Here is a 16817-nt window from a genome sequence, read left to right on the forward strand (position 1 = left end):
GCGCGGAATTCACGATGCTTTGCCCGCGGAAGGCGTTGCATAGTTGTCGGTCGAGCGGTTCATCATGAAGATGAACACGTCCTCGAGGCCGGTTTCCTGTCTTTCGATTCGTAGCGTGGGGTTCGAGCGTTCCAACTGGTCGATGCTCGCGTGGAGTTCGGGCGTGTCGGGCCCGCTCACGTGCAGCGACGAACCGAACGCGACCGTCTGCTCGACGCCGGGCGAGCTGCGCAGCCGGTCGCCGAGCTCGACGAGATTCTGGCCGTACACGGCCCACGTCACGAGCCCTTGCGAGTCGATCACCTGTTTCGACGTACCCTGCGCGAGCAGCTTGCCGTACGCGATATAGGCGAGCTTGTGGCAGCGTTCCGCTTCGTCCATATAGTGCGTGCTGACGAGTACCGAGATGCCGCGCGCCGCGAGGCGGTGCAGCTCTTCCCAGAAGTCGCGGCGCGCGCTCGGATCGACACCGGCGGTCGGCTCGTCGAGCAGCAGCAGTTCCGGTTCATGGAGCATGCACGCGGCCAGCGCGAGACGCTGCTTCCATCCGCCCGACAGTGCGCCGGCCAACTGCTTCTCACGGCTTTGCAGCCCAAGCTGTTCGAGCGCGCGATCCACCGCCTCGCGGCGGTTCTTCATCTCGTAGATGCGCGCGACGAAGTCGAGGTTTTCGCGGATCGACAGATCTTCCCAATAGGAGAAGCGCTGCGTCATGTAGCCGGTGCGGCGTTTGATCTGCGCGCTGTCCCGCACGATGTCGTAGCCGAGACAGGTGCCGCTGCCGGAGTCCGGCGTCAGCAGTCCGCACATCATGCGGATGCAGGTAGTCTTGCCGCTGCCGTTCGGGCCGAGAAAACCGAAGATCTCGCCGCGCCGCACCTGCATCGTCACGTCGTTGACCACGTGCTTGGTGCCGAAATGCTTGTTCAGCCCGTGCACATCGATCGCGTACACGGGGTCGCTGGCGTTGGCGGGGGGCGGCGCGGACGCACTCATTGCAGCGTGACCGTGACGGGCTGGCCGGGCCGCAGCTTCGGCGCATCGGCGGTTCGCGGTCTGGCTTCGACCATGAACACGAGCTTCGCGCGGCTTTCGTTGCTGAAGATCACTGGCGGCGTGTACTCCGCCTGGTCCGAGATGAAGCTGAGCACGGCCGGCACATCGGCGGCGCACCCGTCGCAATGAATCGATACGCGACGGCCCGGCGCGAGCGAACCGACCACTCCTTGCGGCACGAAGAAGCGCACCTTGACGTTTTCCGGCGGCAACATGCGCACGACGGGGCTGCCCGCCGGCACCCATTCGCCGCTGCGAAACATCGTGTCGAACACGAGGCCCGCGTGCGGCGCGTGCACGCTTTTCTGATCGAGCTTCCATTGGGCCTGGCCGAGTTGGGCCTGCGCGGCGTCGACTTGCGCCTGCTGTGCGCGGATCTGTTCGATCCGTCCCGGCAGACGCGCGACGGCGAGCTGACTTTGCAACTCGCGCACGTGCGCGGCGCTCGACAGCGCGCTCGCGCGCGAGTCGTCGAGCTGGCTTTGCGCAATGCCGCCGGCGTCGAATTGCTGTTGGTCGCGGCGGAACTGGGTCGCGGCGCGCGCCGCATCGGCTTTGGCCTGCACGAGTTGCGCGCGCGTCACGTTGACTTCCGGCGGACGCTTGCCGGTTCCGAGGTCGGCGAGCTGGGCGCGGGCCGAGCGCAGTTGCTCGTTGGCCTGCGCCACGGCGTCGGTTTCGTTCTGCGCTTCGAGCGCGAACAGCGGCGTGTTCTGCGCAACGGTCTGCCCGCGCGAGACCGCGAGCTCGGTCAACTGGCCCGCCTGCGAAGACGCGAGGTACAGGAACTCGCCTTCCACATAGCCTTGCCATGTGTTCGCCGGTTGTTGCGAACAGCTCGCGCACGCGATGCACAGCGCAAGCAACGCGACACGTGTGGATGAGCGGGCGGACGGAATCATGACGGCTTTCCTTTCGCGCGGCGTGCGGTGGACGTCGCCCGGCTCCTTGCCCTGGCGCTGGTCTTGACCGTCGTGGTTGCGCTCATGCCCTGCGTGAGCAGCGCGACGACGTGGCGTTCGAGCGTCGCGCGATCGAACGAGCTGCGCGGATTCAGGCGTTGCCAGATCCTGGCGGTTGCCTGCGGCAGCATCACGAGCGCGAGCACCGAGTTGAACAGCAGCAACGGTTCGAGCTGCGCATTCAACTGACCCGACGCGCAACCGCGTGCGATGTTCTGACCGAACGCGGCGACCTTTTGCACGGGGATATGCGCAAACGCGCGCTCGCGCAGCAGGCCGCCTTCGTTGATGATTTCGCGCAGCCATAGCGAAGGCAGCCACGGCATGGCCTCGGTGACGTCGAACATGCGTTTGACGATGCCTTGCGTCAGCGCGAGCGGATCGTCGCGTTCGGCATCGACCGGGTCCCAGATGGCGCCGAACGCGGCGACCAGCTTTTCCTCGAACAACGCGTCGAGCAGCTTTTCGCGGGTCTGGAACCAGTAGTGCACCATCGCGGACGTCACGCCGCTCGCCGCCGCGATCTGCGCCACCGTCGTGTTGGCGATCCCGCGCTCGGCGAACAGCGCCACCGCGACATCGAGCAGATGTTCGCGTGCGTCGAAGTCCTGCGGATGAGGACGACGACCCATTCTGGAACGGGCGACTTGCGGCATGGACACCGGACTAACTGATGAGTTAGTTAGTTTTAACTGCTTGATAGTAGGACAAGTTTTGATGTGCTGAAGGAGGGGAAACCCTGGCTGAGGGTGGCCGCCGTTAAGCTTTCGCGGCGTAATAGCACTTCTAAAATCACCCCGGCTGTAAGACGCAGTAAAAGAACGGTTACTTGCTTGGCGCGCTCTCACACACAGTCGTCGAAAATGACTTCATAAAATTCCCGACGAATTAACCACTGGATCGACTCGCGATACATCTGGCGGACAAGGGCAGAAGCTATTCACTCGCGGAGTATTTGCCGGAGCACTACCAGCAGCGGCTCGTGGAAATCATGGAACCCGGAGAGCATGCCCGCACGGCGCCTTCGAGACGGACGGACGAGGCGGTCTGCTGACCCTTGCGCCGTTCTACCTGACGTTGAGCTGACAATGGACGCAGCGACGGCGTCGGCCAAACGCGTGACTGCTGCGCAAAGCGCATTTTCGCCGGAAATTTCTATACTTCTCTAGCGCACTGGCCCGATCCAGCGCGCACGACCAAGACGAATTCGCGTCAACGAAACGAAAGAATCGAAGCGAACCCGCGGCGCGGCCATCACGGCTCAGGCGCGATTCGTATGAGGAGGGAGACATGGCACATTCCGCAACCGCCGCGTCGGGGAAGGAAGGCCACGGCGACGCCTCACCGGCTCTTCCAGCGCTCGCGCTGGCCGCGCTCGGCGTGGTCTATGGCGACATCGGCACGAGCCCGCTCTATACGCTCGCCACCGTGTTCGATCCCGCCAACGGTCTCACGCTCAATGCTTTCAATATCGTCGGCATCGTTTCGCTGATTTTCTGGTCGCTGATGATCGTCGTTTCGCTGAAGTACGTCGTCCTGATCCTGCGGGCGAATAATCACGGCGAAGGCGGGATCATGGCGTTGCTCGCGCTCGCGGCGTCGTCGATCGCGTCGCGGCCGCGCTTGCGTCGCGGGCTCCTCGTGGTGGGGGTGATGGGCGCGGCGCTGTTCTTCGGCGATAGCGTCATCACGCCAGCCATATCCGTGCTGAGCGCCGTTGAAGGGCTCGAGGTCGTCGAGCCCGGGCTCAAAACCTATGTGGTTCCGGTGACACTCGCCGCGCTGATCGTGCTGTTCGTCACGCAAAAGCACGGCACGGGCGGCATCGGCGCCGTGTTCGGGCCAGTGATGGTGCTCTGGTTCGTCGTGATCGGCGCGGCGGGCGTCGCGAACATCATAGCCACGCCGGTCGTGCTGTACGCGCTCAATCCGCTGGAAGGTCTCCGCCTGGTCATGCATCACCGCTGGCTGGCGTTCGTCGCGCTCGGCGCGGTGGTGCTGTCGCTGACGGGCGCCGAGGCGCTCTACGCCGACATGGGCCATTTCGGTAAGCGACCCATCCGTGTTACGTGGTTCGGCGTCGTTTTTCCCGCGCTCGCGCTGAACTATCTGGGCCAGGGCGCGCTGCTGCTGGCGAACCCTGGCGCGGTGCAAAACCCGTTCTACCGACTGTTCCCGCAGTGGGCCATCGTGCCGATGATCGTGCTGGCGACGATCGCCACCGTGATCGCGTCGCAAGCCGTTATTTCGGGTACCTATTCGATGACGATGCAGGCCATGCAGCTTTCCTTCCTGCCGCGCATGAACATCGTACATACGTCGGAGCGCGAGATCGGGCAAATCTACGTGCCCGGCATCAACTGGATTCTGCTGATCGCCGTGGTCGCGGCGGTGTTGGGCTTCCGCTCGTCCACGGCGCTCGGGGCCGCGTACGGCATCGCCGTGACCGGTACGATGCTGATCACCACATTCCTGACGTTCTTCGTCGTGCGTTACGCGTGGCACTACAACTGGCTGCTGTGCGTGCTCTCCACCTCGTTCTTCTTCGTGATCGACGCGCTGTTCTTCTCGGCGAACCTGCTCAAGATCGTCGACGGCGGCTGGTTCCCGCTCGTGGTCGGCGCGATCATGTTCACGATCATGGCGACGTGGGGACGCGGCTGGGAGATGATGCTGGCCGAAGCGCGCATGCGGGCGGGAAAGACGCCGCTCAAACAGTACCTCACCACGCTGCTCGAAAGTTCGCCGACGCGTGTGGGCGGCACGGCGATCTTCCTGACGCCGGACGCCGAAGCAGTGCCGCACGCGCTCGTCAACAACCTGCGGCACAACCGTGTGCTGCATGAGCGCACGGTTTTCCTGAGCGTAATCACGAAAAGCGTGCCGAGGGTGGCCGACAGCGAGCGCGTGCAGATCAGGCCGCTGTGCGCGGGTTGCTGGCACGCAACGGTGAATTACGGCTTCAAGGACGAAGTGGACTTGCCACGCACGCTGGCCGCCTACAAGTCGCCGGAACTCACGTTCAACCTGGACGACACATCCTGGTTCCTGAGCCGCGCGGCTGTCGTGCCCAAGCGCGCCCACGGCATGGCGCTATGGCGCGAGCGGCTGTTCGCGGTGATGCTGCACAACGTGGGCAATATCGCGGCTTTCTTCAAACTGCCGGCCAATCGGGTGATCGAAGTCGGCGCGCGCGTGGAGATCTAGACGGACAAGGCCTCCTCTACCTTTGAAGTAATTCGTTGGACATCGCCACTTCGCAACGGCCCGCCACTCCCTCGGGTTCGAAACTTGCTGCCAACGACCAACCGCCGCTCCAATCGACGCGCGCGTGTTGCTTCGCGGGCGGGCAGGCATGGACGAATGCCCGCGCCGCAGCCAATCAGGGAGGCGTGTGATGGGCGACGAGACTCACAAGACTCATGCACACGACCGCCGCCGCTTTCTTGCTGGCGTAGCCGCGGTGGCCGGCAGTGTCGCGCTATCGGGTTGCGGTGGCGGATCGGGCGGAGACGACTTAACGGGCGGAGGAGGTGGCGACCCCGCGCCCTCGATTACCGATATTCCGGCGCCCAACGCCGCCGACCGCTATAGCCTGCCGCGCCCGGCGTTGCCCGCGCCGGCCAGCTCGGGCATCGACTTCATCGTGCTGGTCACGATGGAAAATCGTTCGTTCGACCATTTCCTCGGCTGGGTGCCGGGCGCCGAGGGCATGCCCGCGAACCAGAAGTTCAAGGATGCGTTCGGCGCGACGCAAACGCCGTTTTCGCTCGCGGCGAATGCCGCGTACGGCTATCAGGCGTGCGCGTTCCTGGACCCCAATCACAGCTTTTCGGGGGGCCGCACGCAACTGGCATCGGGTGCGATGAATGGCTGGCTGCTCACGCCGGGCACGAGCCTGAGCCGGGGCGACCTGCTGCCTATCGGCTTCTACACGCAGGCCGACCTGCAATTTTTCGACGCCGTGGCCAGCAGTTACACGATCGGCGACTTTTACTTCAGCGGTATCCTCACCAGCACGTTTCCCAATCGCCTCTATCTGCATAGCGGCGCAACGGACCGGCTCGACGACAGCGCCGACACGTCGTCGCTCGCGACGATCTGGGACAAGCTGAGCGACGCCGATGTCGACGCTCGCTACTACTACCACGATGTGCCGATCACGGCGCTTTATGGCACGCGGTATGTCGGCATTTCGCGCCCGTTTGCGGATTTCCTCGTGAATGCCGCGGCGGGGACGCTGCCGCCATTCTGCATGATCGATCCGTCATTTACCGGCGAGCCGGAAGGCGTTTCCTCCGACGATCATCCACATGCCGACATCCGCGACGGCGAGGCGTTTCTCGCGCAGGTCTACGAGGCGCTGCGCACGAGCCCGACGTGGAGCCGCACGCTGATGATCGTCGTCTACGACGAATGGGGCGGCTTTCTCGAGCACGTGGTGCCGCCCACCAGGCCGATCAGCAACAACGAGCTCACGCTCGGCAACGACGGCAAGCTCGGCTTTCGCGTGCCGCTCGCGCTGCTGGGCCCGCGCGTGCGCGCGGGTTCGATCACGCGCTATCCGTTCGACCCCAGCTCGATTCACGCGCTGCTGCAATGGCGCTTCGGCTTGCAGCCGCTCGGCGTGCGCGGCGGCGATCGGGCGACCTTCAATCTCGCTTACGCGCTCGATTTCAACGACGCGCCGCGCACCGACGCTCCCGCGTTCACTGTCGCCCAAGGGCCGTTCGGCGGAGCCTGCCTGGGGGCGGTCGTGCCTTCGCCGTCGAACTCGCTATCGGCGGTCGATCAGTCGCAAAAGCGGGCGATCAACCCGACGGCGGACCGCTTCGCGGATCTGCGCGCGAAGGCGGCGTCATTAGGATTCGCGACCGGAGGCTAACGCTGGTTTCCGCCTAGAATGAGCGGGCCGCAAGCCGGCGCCGGACCGCGCGGCCCGATGAAGGCTCATGCTTCGAGCGCAGTTCGGTAAGAACCTGGTCAGCACCCGGTAAAGAGCGCTTGCGCGCGACATCGTTTTGCGAAGCGGGCCCCGCATTTGCTGGCGAGACCCTCTCGAAGCCCCGCGGTAGCGTGCAGCATAGGATCGGCACGCGCGGCGGGCCGCCTACGTCGACGTCACCGCGTCGTCCTCAACGGGTCCGCCGATGCCATTTCGTTCCGATCTTCCCGTTTGGTCTTCCCGCGAGCGGCCGTACCGCTGCGTTCTAGCCTCCGTGGCCACCGCGCTTGCGCTCGCCGCAAGCAGCAGCGTCACCGCGCAATCCGCGCCGACGGTCGCGCCCACCCAGCCGGCCGTGCCGGCCCTTACGCTGCCCGCATCGGCTGCCGCTGCGAATGCCGGGAGCAGCGCCGCGGCCGGGCGCGTCGGCAACACGGATCACGCGCAGCCGTCGCCGGTCGTGCCGACGCCGCCATCCGAGCTGTATGGCGACCTGTATCGCGACGTCGAACTCGCGCATCTGTACCCGGACAGCAAGACGTTCGCCGACATGTCGCCAAACGAGCCGCCGCCGCAAGTCATCGCCGACTACGAAAGCCAGCGCGCTCAGCCGCGCTTCGACCTGAAGCAATTCGTCGAACAGCGCTTCACGCTGCCCCCGCGCGAGCCGAAGCGCTATGTGTCCGATCCGAACGAAAGCGTCACCGCGCACATCGATACGCTGTGGAGCGTGCTGCGCCGCGAACCGGATGCGAGCGCCAGCCCGTACGCTTCGCTGTTGCCGCTGCCGTCGTCCTACATCGTGCCGGGCGACCGCTTCGACGAGATCTACTACTGGGACTCGTACTTCATTCTGCTGGGGCTCGACGCGAGCGGCCAGCGCGCGCTCGTCGACGACGAGCTGAACAATTTCTCGACGTTGATCGACCGCTATGGCCATATCCCCAACGGCAATCGCACGTATTACCTGAGCCGTTCGCAGCCGCCGTTCTTCGCGCAGATGGTGCAGCTCGTCGCGCGCAAAGAGGGCGATCAGGTCTACGCACGCTATCTGCCCGAGCTGCGCCGTGAATACGCGTACTGGATGGCGGGCAGCGATCATCTGTCGCCCGGCAACGCGGCGCGCCATCTGGTGCGCCTCGCCGACGGCACGCTGCTCAATCGCTACTGGGACGAGCGCGCGGCGCCGCGCGACGAGTCGTACCGCGAGGATGTGATGACGGCGCAGCAGATACCGCAACGCAACGCGCAGGATTTGTGGCGCAACCTGCGCGCGGGCGGCGAAACCGGCTGGGATTTCAGTTCGCGCTGGTTCGCCGACGGCAGGACGCTCGCGACCATCGACGTGATCTCGCTCGTGCCAGTGGACCTGAACTGCCTGATGGTGGAGCTCGAACGCGCGCTCGCGAAAGCCTACCGGGTGACCGGCGACGCAGGCCACGCGGAGAATCTCGAACTACGCGCCCGCGTGCGAGCCGATGCGATCCGCCGGATGCTGTGGGATCCGCAACTGCACGCTTTCGCCGACTACGACTTCGTGCACCGCACGCTCACGCACCGGCTGACTGCCGCGACCGTGTACCCGCTTTACACGGGCGTTGCGACACGCAACGACGCGCGCGAATTGGCGCAGACGATCCGGCGCGATCTGCTGCGCCCCGGCGGTCTCGCGACGACGAGGACCGATACCGGACAGCAGTGGGACGAACCGAACGGCTGGGCGCCGCTGCAGTACCTCGCGGTGATCGGGCTGCGCCGCTACAGCGAGCCGGAGCTCGCGCGTGATATCGCGACCCGCTGGATTCGCACCAACGTCGTGTACTACCAGCGCACCGGCAAGCTGGTCGAGAAGTACGACGTCGACGCGAGCGACAAGTCGGCGGGCGGCGGCGAGTATCCGCTACAGGACGGCTTTGGCTGGACCAATGGTGTGCTGCGCGTGCTGATGCAGCTCTATCCGGATGCGGTGAGTTCGACGAAGCCGGCCGATCTGCCGGGCGGCGCGGCGGGGGTGTCGGATGCGGCGGCATCGGCGGCGGCCGCGCCGCAGACGTCGCACAGCGCGACGCCCGCGGGCCGCTAGTCGGAAGAGGTAGTGGCGATACCAGGATGATGGGTTGACTGCCTGACGGCGACGCAGCCCGTTAGCATGCTTGGGATAGCTCGAACGGCCCCTGGTCACCTGGAAAGTCTCGAAGATGAATCGCAAGCTCGACGTACCAACGGCCGAACCGGTGCCGCCGCAGGCGCAGGCGACGGCGGCGGCCGAGGCCGCCCCGGCGGCCGGCGATGAAGCCGCCGCGCATTGGCAGCGCAACCTGGGCGTGTGCGTGTTCGGCTCTTTCACGACCATCGTCGCGATGACGCTGCTGCTGCCGTTCCTGCCGCTTTACGTCGAGCAACTCGGCGTGAAGGATCATGCGGCGATCGTGCAGTGGTCCGGCGCCGCGTTTGGCGCGACGTTTTTCAGCGCCGCGCTCGTCGCGCCGTTATGGGGCAAGCTCGCGGACCTTTACGGCCGCAAGCTGATGCTGATCCGCTCGAGCCTCGGCATGGCAGTCGCGATGTCGCTGATCGGCATGGCGCACTCGGCCTGGCAACTGGTCGCGTTGCGGCTGCTCGCCGGGCTGCTCGGCGGCTATGCGTCGGGCTCGATGATCCTCGTCGCGACACAGACGCCGAAGGCGCGTTCGGGCTGGGCGCTCGGCGTGCTGTCGTCGGGGATCATGGCGGGCAATCTGGTCGGCCCGCTGCTCGGCGGCTTCCTGCCGCCGCAGATCGGCATCCGCGCGACCTTCTGGGCCTCGGGCGCGGCGATCTTCGTCGCCTTTCTCGCGACCGCGTTTCTGATTCGCGAGCAGCCGGTCCGCAAGCGCGCGGACAACGCGTCGAAGAAGGGCGCGTGGGCCTCGGTCGACGACAAGCGGCCGGCCATCGCGATGCTTGCCACCGGCCTGCTGCTGATGGTCGCGAACATGTCGATCGAACCGATCATCACCGTCTACGTCGCCCATCTCACGAAGCCTCAAAGCGTGACGATGGTCGCGGGCTTCGTCATGTCGGGCGCGGCGCTCGGCAGCGTGATCTCGTCGTCGCGTCTCGGCAGGTTCGCGGATCGCGTCGGGCATTGGAACGTGATCGTCGGCTGCCTTGCGGTCTCGGCAGTGTTGCTCGTGCCGCAGGCGTTCGTCACCGCGAGCTGGCAGCTGATCGTGCTGCGTTTCCTGATGGGCATCGCACTCGGCGGCCTGTTGCCGTGCATCGCGAGCGTGATCCGCCACAACGTGCCGGCGAGCGTGACGGGCGCGATTCTCGGCTACTCGGTGTCGTCGCAGTACGCGGGGCAGGTGGCCGGTCCGCTGCTGGGCGGTTTCGTCGGCGGCCACGTCGGCATGCGCGCGGTGTTTCTCGGCACCAGCGTGCTGATGGCGCTCGGCGCGCTCGCGAACTGGCGCGTGAAATCGCGCAGCACACGGGCGGAGGCGGCGCGCTGATACGAGCCGCGTCGACGCTCGACACGTTTGCCGTTGCGGCGCAAACAAGCGGATCGAGGAGATGGGAAAACCAATCGTTGACGACGAACCGTTGATGAGGCGTTTCTCAGACTCGGTTGTTCCTTGATCTGCTGGAACACGCTCAAGCGTGCCCAGAAGTCTTTATGAAACCGTTTCTAAGTCGTCCGCTGTCCCCCCGTAATCACCCGCTCCAACGACAGCTTCAAGTGGCGCTGCATCGCCGCCTGCGCCTGCAGCGGATCGTGCGCTTCCAGCGCTTCCAGAATCACCAGATGTTCTTCGGGCACGGCGCGCCACGTCGTTTCGTTTTCGAAGTGGCCACGCAGCTTTTCCGACAGCGGACTATGTCGCGCATCGAATAGCGAGCTGACGGTGCGCACCAGCACTTCGTTGCCGGACATCTGCGCGATCGCCAGATGGAACGCGCGATCGGCGGCGACCGGAATTCTGCCCGCCTTCACTTCGCGCTCCATCTCGTTGTAGATCGCGCGCAGCATTTTCAGGTCTTTCGGTTTGCAGAACGGTGCGACGCTCGCAATGATCGAGCCTTCGATCAGGCAGCGCGCGCCGAGAATGTCGAGCAGGCTATCGCCGAGTTCGGCCTGCGACAGCGACGCATCACTTTGCGCGGACGGCGTGGCGCACAGATAGACGCCCGAGCCCATGCGAATCTCGACGAGGCCTTCCAGCTCCAGCGCGACCAGCGCCTCGCGCACCGACGGCCGCGATACGCCGAGCGTTTCCGCCAGCGCGCGCTCGGGCGGCAGGCGGCCGTTCGGCGCGAACTCCGGCTGAGCGATCAGATCGCGCAATTTTTCCGCGATCTGAAGATACAGACGGCGAGTGTCGGCAGGTTTGCTGTTCACGAAACGTTTCCCGGCAATGGAGCTTGTGCAATCCCGATAAGGCGAGCGCCGATTGTAGATCGAAGCGCCCGGCGCGCAAATCGCGCGCGCCCGGCGGCGCGCTGACAGGGTTCGGGGTTTCCCCCAACTTCGTGCAAATTGGCTTGACCAGTATCGCATGTGCGGTTAGTTTTGCAAATTGGTAAGGCCAGATCGACGCCAGGCAGGCGTCAGAAGAGTGGACCCGCGGGTCGCTCCATCCCCCGATACCCGATCAATTCCTCCATGACGATGAAGACAGTCATTTGCGAACAACCCGGCCAGCTCGCGCTCGCCGAACGCGCGATGCCGAACGCCGGCCCTGACGATGTGCTGATCCGCATCCGCCGAGTCGGGATCTGCGGCACCGACTTCCATATCTTCACCGGCAATCAGCCGTATCTGTCGTATCCGCGCGTGATGGGGCACGAGCTTGCCGGCATTGTCGAAGCGGCGCCGGCCGGCGCGCGCGTCGCGGCCGGCGACCAGGTGTACGTGATGCCGTATCTGTCGTGCGGGCGCTGCGTGGCCTGCCGCGCGGGCAAGGGCAACTGCTGCGTGAACATCCGCGTGCTCGGCGTCCATACCGACGGCGGCATGACCGAGTACCTCGCGGTGCCGCAGGCGTTCGTCTTCAAGGCCGACGGCGTGACGCTCGACCAAGCCGCGATGCTCGAGTTCCTGGCTATCGGCGCACACGCCGTCGCGCGCGCCGACGTGCAAGCCGGGCAGCGTGCGCTGGTAGTCGGGGCTGGGCCGATCGGCATGGCCGTGACGATCTTCGCGAAACTGCGCGGCGCCGAGGTCAGCGTGCTCGACGGCCGCGCGGACCGCCTGTCCGTCTGTGCCGGCGCGTTGCAGGCCGATCACACGGTGCTGCTCGACACCACCGACGCCGCGACCGATGCCGCCCAACTCGCCGCGCTGACCGACAACGAGTTCTTCGACGTGGTGTTTGACGCAACCGGCAACATCAAGGCGATGGAGCGCGGGCTGCAGTTCGTCGCGCACGGCGGCAAGTACGTGCTGGTGTCGATCGTCAGCGAGCGCATTTCGTTTGCCGATCCCGAGTTCCACAAGCGCGAGACGACCTTGCTCGCGAGCCGCAACGCGACCGTCGCCGACTTCGAAACGGTGCTCGAAGCGATGCGCGCCGGCAAGATTCCGACGGCCGCGCTCAATACGCACGTGGTCGAACTCGCCAATCTGCCGGGCGAATTCCCCAAGCTGCTGAAACCGGATGCCGGCGTCATCAAGGCGCTGGTGGCCTGTTGAGCGAGCGGGGAAAACGGACGATGGGCAACCCGATTCTTCAATTCGGCACGAGTCGCTTTCTGCAGGCGCACGCGGATCTGTTCGTATCGGCGGCGCTCGACTCGGGCCGCGCGCTGGGGCACGTGAGCGTCGTGCAGACGACGGCCAACCCGGAGAGCCTCGCGCGCATCGACGCGTTGCGCGCGCACAGGCAGTACGAGGTGCGCATTCGCGGTCTGCGCCGCGAAGCGGTGATCGATACGACCACGCAATGTCATGCGATCAGCGAGGCATTGAACGCGAATACCGATTGGCCAACAGTGGTGGAGCGCTTCGCGCGCGACGCGCGCGTGGTGATCTCGAACACCGGCGACCGAGGCTACGAATGTTTCGCCGACGACACCGCCGAGCTATTGCGCAACGACAAGAGCGTGCCGCGCGGATTCGCGGCGAAGCTCGTAGTGCTGCTGCACGCGCGCTTCAAAGCCGGCGCCGCGCCGCTGACGCTGCTGCCATGCGAACTCGTATCGGGCAACGGCGACACGCTGCGTGGCCTCGTCGCCGATATCGCGCGCGGCTGGGGCGGCGGGACCGAGTTCCTGCGCTACATCGAGCACACCTGCATCTGGGTCAATTCGCTGGTGGACCGCATCGTGTCAGAGCCGATCCGGCCGGTCGGCGCGGTTGCCGAACCCTACGCGTTGTGGGCGATCGAGCGGCGTGCCGGCATGGTGCTGCCGTGCGAGCACGAAGCGATGATCGTCACCGACGATCTGTTGCACTACGAACGCCTGAAGCTGCTGCTGCTGAATCTCGGGCATACGTGGCTCGCCGAGCGCTGGCAGGCCGACGCGCGCGATCCCGACGAGAACGTGCTGCACGCGATGCGCGATCCGCTGTTGCGCGCCGATCTCGAATCGCTGTGGCGCGACGAGGTACTGCCGGTCTTCGATGCGCTCGGTCAGGGCAGCGACGCGCGCGCCTATCTCGACGACGTGCGCGAGCGGTTCGAAAATCCGTTCCTCGATCATCGCCTCGCCGACATCGCGCGCAATCACGAGCAGAAGAAACAGCGGCGCTTCAAGCCGGTGATCGAACTCGCTCGCGAGCTCGGCGTGCGTGTCGAGCAACCGCGTCTGAACGCGGCGCTTGCCGCGTGCGTGCAACGCGGCTAAAAGCGCGGGCCGCAAATCCGCAGTAAATCGGGTCGTCGACCCCGCAGTACACCAGCGGCTCACGAGGTCGCAAGGTTCATCTAAACATAGGCTTAGCCTGGCCAGGAGGAGACGGTTTCATGAAGAAGATGCGTTGGGTAGTGATTTTTCTGTGCTTTCTCGCGATCGCGGTGAACTACATCGATCGTGCGAATCTCGCGGTCGCCGCGCCGCAAATCGAAAAGGCGCTCGGCATCGGCCCCGCCGAGATGGGCTTCATCCTGAGCGGATTCTTCTGGACCTACGCGTTCATGCAGATGCCGTTCGGCTGGTTCGTCGATCGCGTCGGCGCGCGCATCGCGCTGCCGCTCGCGGTCGGCTGGTGGTCGGTGTTTACCGCGGCCACCGCGGTCACGACCAGCGTCGCGGGCATGTTCGGCTGCCGCCTGTTGCTCGGCGTCGGCGAGGCGGGCGCTTATCCGTCCTGCACGAAGCTCGTGAGCCAATGGTTCCAGCCCAAGGAACGTGCGCTCGCGACGAGCATCTTCGATAGCGGCTCGCGGGTCGGCTCCGCGCTGTCGATTCCCGTCGTTGCGCTGATCATCAGCACGCTCGGCTGGAAGGCGGCCTTTGTCCTCACCGGCTTGCTCGGCGCGGTCTGGATCGTCGGCTGGTTCGTGATCTATCGCAATCCTGTGCAAGACGAGATGGCCGTCGCACTCGAGGCGACTCCCGCGGCTCAGGTAAGCGCGGAGAAGGTGACATGGGCGTCGCTGTTTCGCCACCGCACGCTGTGGGGCATGATGCTCGGCTTCTTCTGCCTGAACTTCGTGATCTATTTCTTCATTACGTGGTTTCCGAGCTACCTCGTGGAGACCCGTGGCTTCTCGCTGAAATCGCTCGGCACGCTCGGCATGATTCCGGCGTTGATCGCGATTCCGGGCGGCTGGTTCGGCGGCTTCGTGTCCGACGCGCTGTTCCGGCGCGGTTGGAGCCTGACGGCTGCGCGCAAGACCTGCATGGTCGGCGGCATGCTGTTGTCGTCGGTGATCACGCTGTCGGCGTTCACGGAGAACACGTATCTGATGCTCGCGTTCTTCGGCATCGCCTATGGCAGCCTCGCGTTCGCCGCGGCGAGCATCTGGTCGCTGCCAGGCGACGTCGCGCCGACGCCGGGTCATGTCGCGTCGATCGGCGGCATTCAGAACTTCGCATCGAATCTGGCGGGGATCGTGATCACGACGTTCACCGGCGTGATGGTGGCGATGTCGAAAGGCTCGTTCACGATTCCGCTCGTCGTCGCGGGCGGCTTCTGCTTTCTTGGCGCGTTCAGCTATCTTTTCATCGTGGGACGCATCGAGCCGCTGTCGCTGGAATCGGACGGCCGCGATCTGCCCAAGGGCGTGGGCTCCACGATCTGACGTATTCTGTTTGAACGCTTACGGATAACTCTGTCTTCGAGGCTTTTCATGTCGACTCAAGCTAGCGGCGCGTGCCCGATCATTCGCCTGCATCCCGCCGACGACGTCATCATCGCGACCCGGCAGTTGTTGCCGGGCACGCGCATCGACGCGGAACAACTGGTCGTCGCCGGGCTGATTCCGCCGGGACACAAGATCGCGACGCGCGACATCGCGCAGGGCGAGCCGGTCAAGCGCTACAACCAGATCATCGGCGTAGCGCGTGAAGCGATCGCGCGCGGCCAGCATGTTCATACGCACAATCTCGGCATGTCCGAGTTCGCGCGCGAGCACGCGTTCGGCGCCGATGCGCAGCCGACCGTCTACGTCGATGAACCGGCGCATTTCATGGGGATTCGTCGCGACGACGGCCGCATCGCGACGCGCAATTACATCGGCATTCTGACCAGTGTGAACTGCTCGGCGACGGTTGCGCGCGCGATTGCCGATCATTTCCGGCGCGACGTGCGTCCCGACGCGCTCGCCGACTATCCGAACGTCGACGGTGTAATCGCCTTGACGCACGGGCTCGGCTGCGGCATCGACATGCAAGGCGAGGGCATTGCGATCCTGCGTCGTACGCTCGCCGGTTATGCGGTGCATCCGAACTTCGCGTCGGTGCTGTTCGTCGGGCTGGGCTGCGAGACGAATCAGATCGACGGTGTGCTCGCGGCGGGCGGCCTCGACGCCAGTTCGACGAAGCTGCGCAGCTTCACGATCCAGGACAGCGGTGGCACGCGCAAGACGATCGAACGCGGTATCGCGATGGTGCGCGAGATGCTCGCCGACGCGAACCGCGTGCAGCGCGTGCCGGTACAGGCTGCGCATCTATGCGTCGGTCTGCAATGCGGCGGCTCGGACGGCTACTCGGGCATCTCCGCGAATCCGGCGCTCGGCGCCGCGGTCGATCGGCTCGTGCGGCATGGCGGCACCGCGATTCTGTCGGAAACGCCGGAAATCTACGGCGCCGAGCATCTGCTGACGCGCCGCGCGGTGAGCGCCGCGGTCGGCGACAAACTGCTCGCGCGCATCGCATGGTGGCAGGACTATTGCGCGCGCAATGGCGGCGCGATGGACAACAATCCCTCGGCGGGCAACAAGGTGGGCGGTCTGACCACGATCCTCGAAAAATCGCTCGGCGCGGTCGCGAAGGGCGGCACGACGAATCTGGTCGACGTCTACGAATACGCGCAGCCGATCACCGCGAAGGGCTTCGTGTTCATGGATTCGCCCGGCTACGACCCGGTGTCCGCGACGGGACAGGTCGCCTCGGGCGCGAACCTGATCTGCTTCACGACCGGGCGCGGCTCCGCTTACGGCTGTGCGCCGTCGCCGTCGTTGAAGCTGGCGACCAACACCGCGTTGTGGGAGCGCCAGCAGGACGACATCGATATCAATTGCGGCGGAGTGATCGACGGCAGCGCGAGCATCGACGAACTCGGCGAAGCGATCTTCCGCATGATGCTCGACTGCGCGTCAGGTACGCGCACCAAGAGCGAACTGCATGGCTATGGGCAGAGCGAGTTCGTTCCCTGGCAGGTCGGCGTGGTGACCTGAACGGCTGCGCAGCGACGCAACCAACAATCA

General features: G+C 65.3%; 12 protein-coding genes. 8 read left to right on the forward strand and 4 right to left on the reverse strand.

Translation table 11 applies throughout. The features are described from left to right. Positions 1-9: 9 nt before the first annotated feature. Genes AB3X86_RS24275 through AB3X86_RS24285 form a run of 3 tightly spaced genes read right to left on the reverse strand, consistent with a single transcriptional unit; the run spans position 10 to position 2650 of the window. Positions 10-996 carry an ABC transporter ATP-binding protein gene (locus tag AB3X86_RS24275; RefSeq protein WP_368597978.1) on the reverse strand — a complete coding sequence of 329 codons (987 nt, stop codon included), beginning with the start codon at positions 994-996 and terminating at the stop codon, positions 10-12. Beyond that, positions 993-1958, reverse strand: coding sequence for an HlyD family secretion protein (locus tag AB3X86_RS24280; RefSeq protein ID WP_368597979.1), 966 nt, complete (start codon positions 1956-1958; stop codon positions 993-995). The genes AB3X86_RS24275 and AB3X86_RS24280 overlap by 4 nt, the downstream gene beginning before the upstream one ends. Continuing rightward, positions 1955-2650 carry a TetR/AcrR family transcriptional regulator gene (locus AB3X86_RS24285; protein ID WP_368597980.1) on the reverse strand — a complete coding sequence of 232 codons (696 nt, stop codon included), beginning with the start codon at positions 2648-2650 and terminating at the stop codon, positions 1955-1957. The genes AB3X86_RS24280 and AB3X86_RS24285 overlap by 4 nt, the downstream gene beginning before the upstream one ends. Positions 2651-3308: 658 nt before the next feature. On the opposite strand from AB3X86_RS24285, the gene AB3X86_RS24290 reads away from it, so the two are divergent. From AB3X86_RS24290 to AB3X86_RS24305, 4 genes are all read left to right on the forward strand, one after another. Further along, positions 3309-5225 carry a potassium transporter Kup gene (locus tag AB3X86_RS24290; protein WP_368597981.1) on the forward strand — a complete coding sequence of 639 codons (1917 nt, stop codon included), beginning with the start codon at positions 3309-3311 and terminating at the stop codon, positions 5223-5225. 190 nt (positions 5226-5415) lie between these two features. Further along, a complete protein-coding gene (locus AB3X86_RS24295) occupies positions 5416-6903 on the forward strand; it encodes an alkaline phosphatase family protein (RefSeq protein ID WP_368597982.1) in 1488 nt (495 codons plus the stop codon). Between the two features lie 334 nt (positions 6904-7237). Beyond that, the gene (gene treA / locus AB3X86_RS24300; RefSeq protein ID WP_368597983.1) at positions 7238-9046 is read left to right on the forward strand and encodes an alpha,alpha-trehalase TreA; all 1809 of its coding nucleotides are present in this window, start codon (positions 7238-7240) and stop codon (positions 9044-9046) included. 115 nt (positions 9047-9161) lie between these two features. Next, the gene (locus AB3X86_RS24305; RefSeq protein WP_368597984.1) at positions 9162-10457 is read left to right on the forward strand and encodes an MFS transporter; all 1296 of its coding nucleotides are present in this window, start codon (positions 9162-9164) and stop codon (positions 10455-10457) included. A 176-nt stretch (positions 10458-10633) separates the two neighbouring features. Here the strand turns inward: AB3X86_RS24305 and AB3X86_RS24310 are convergent, their stop codons facing one another. Then, positions 10634-11344, reverse strand: a complete 711-nt coding sequence (locus tag AB3X86_RS24310) for a FadR/GntR family transcriptional regulator (RefSeq protein ID WP_368597985.1) — start codon at positions 11342-11344, stop codon at positions 10634-10636. Between the two features lie 270 nt (positions 11345-11614). Here AB3X86_RS24310 and AB3X86_RS24315 point away from each other — a divergent pair, with 270 nt between their 5' ends. From AB3X86_RS24315 to AB3X86_RS24330, 4 genes are all read left to right on the forward strand, one after another. Further along, positions 11615-12637 (forward strand): zinc-binding alcohol dehydrogenase family protein, encoded by a 1023-nt coding sequence (locus AB3X86_RS24315; protein ID WP_368598026.1) that lies wholly within the window; start codon positions 11615-11617, stop codon positions 12635-12637. A gap of 20 nt (positions 12638-12657) precedes the next feature. Continuing rightward, on the forward strand, positions 12658-13791 hold the full coding sequence (locus AB3X86_RS24320) for a mannitol dehydrogenase family protein (protein ID WP_368597986.1): 1134 nt from the start codon (positions 12658-12660) through the stop codon (positions 13789-13791). Positions 13792-13910: 119 nt separating this feature from the next. Continuing rightward, complete coding sequence (locus AB3X86_RS24325; RefSeq protein WP_368597987.1) at positions 13911-15191, forward strand: MFS transporter; 1281 nt, start codon at positions 13911-13913, stop codon at positions 15189-15191. A gap of 48 nt (positions 15192-15239) precedes the next feature. Next, a complete protein-coding gene (locus AB3X86_RS24330; RefSeq protein ID WP_368597988.1) occupies positions 15240-16787 on the forward strand; it encodes a UxaA family hydrolase in 1548 nt (515 codons plus the stop codon). Positions 16788-16817: the final 30 nt, after the last annotated feature.

The sequence above is a fragment of the Paraburkholderia sp. BR14374 genome (assembly GCF_040948685.1).
Lineage (GTDB): Bacteria > Pseudomonadota > Gammaproteobacteria > Burkholderiales > Burkholderiaceae > Paraburkholderia > Paraburkholderia youngii.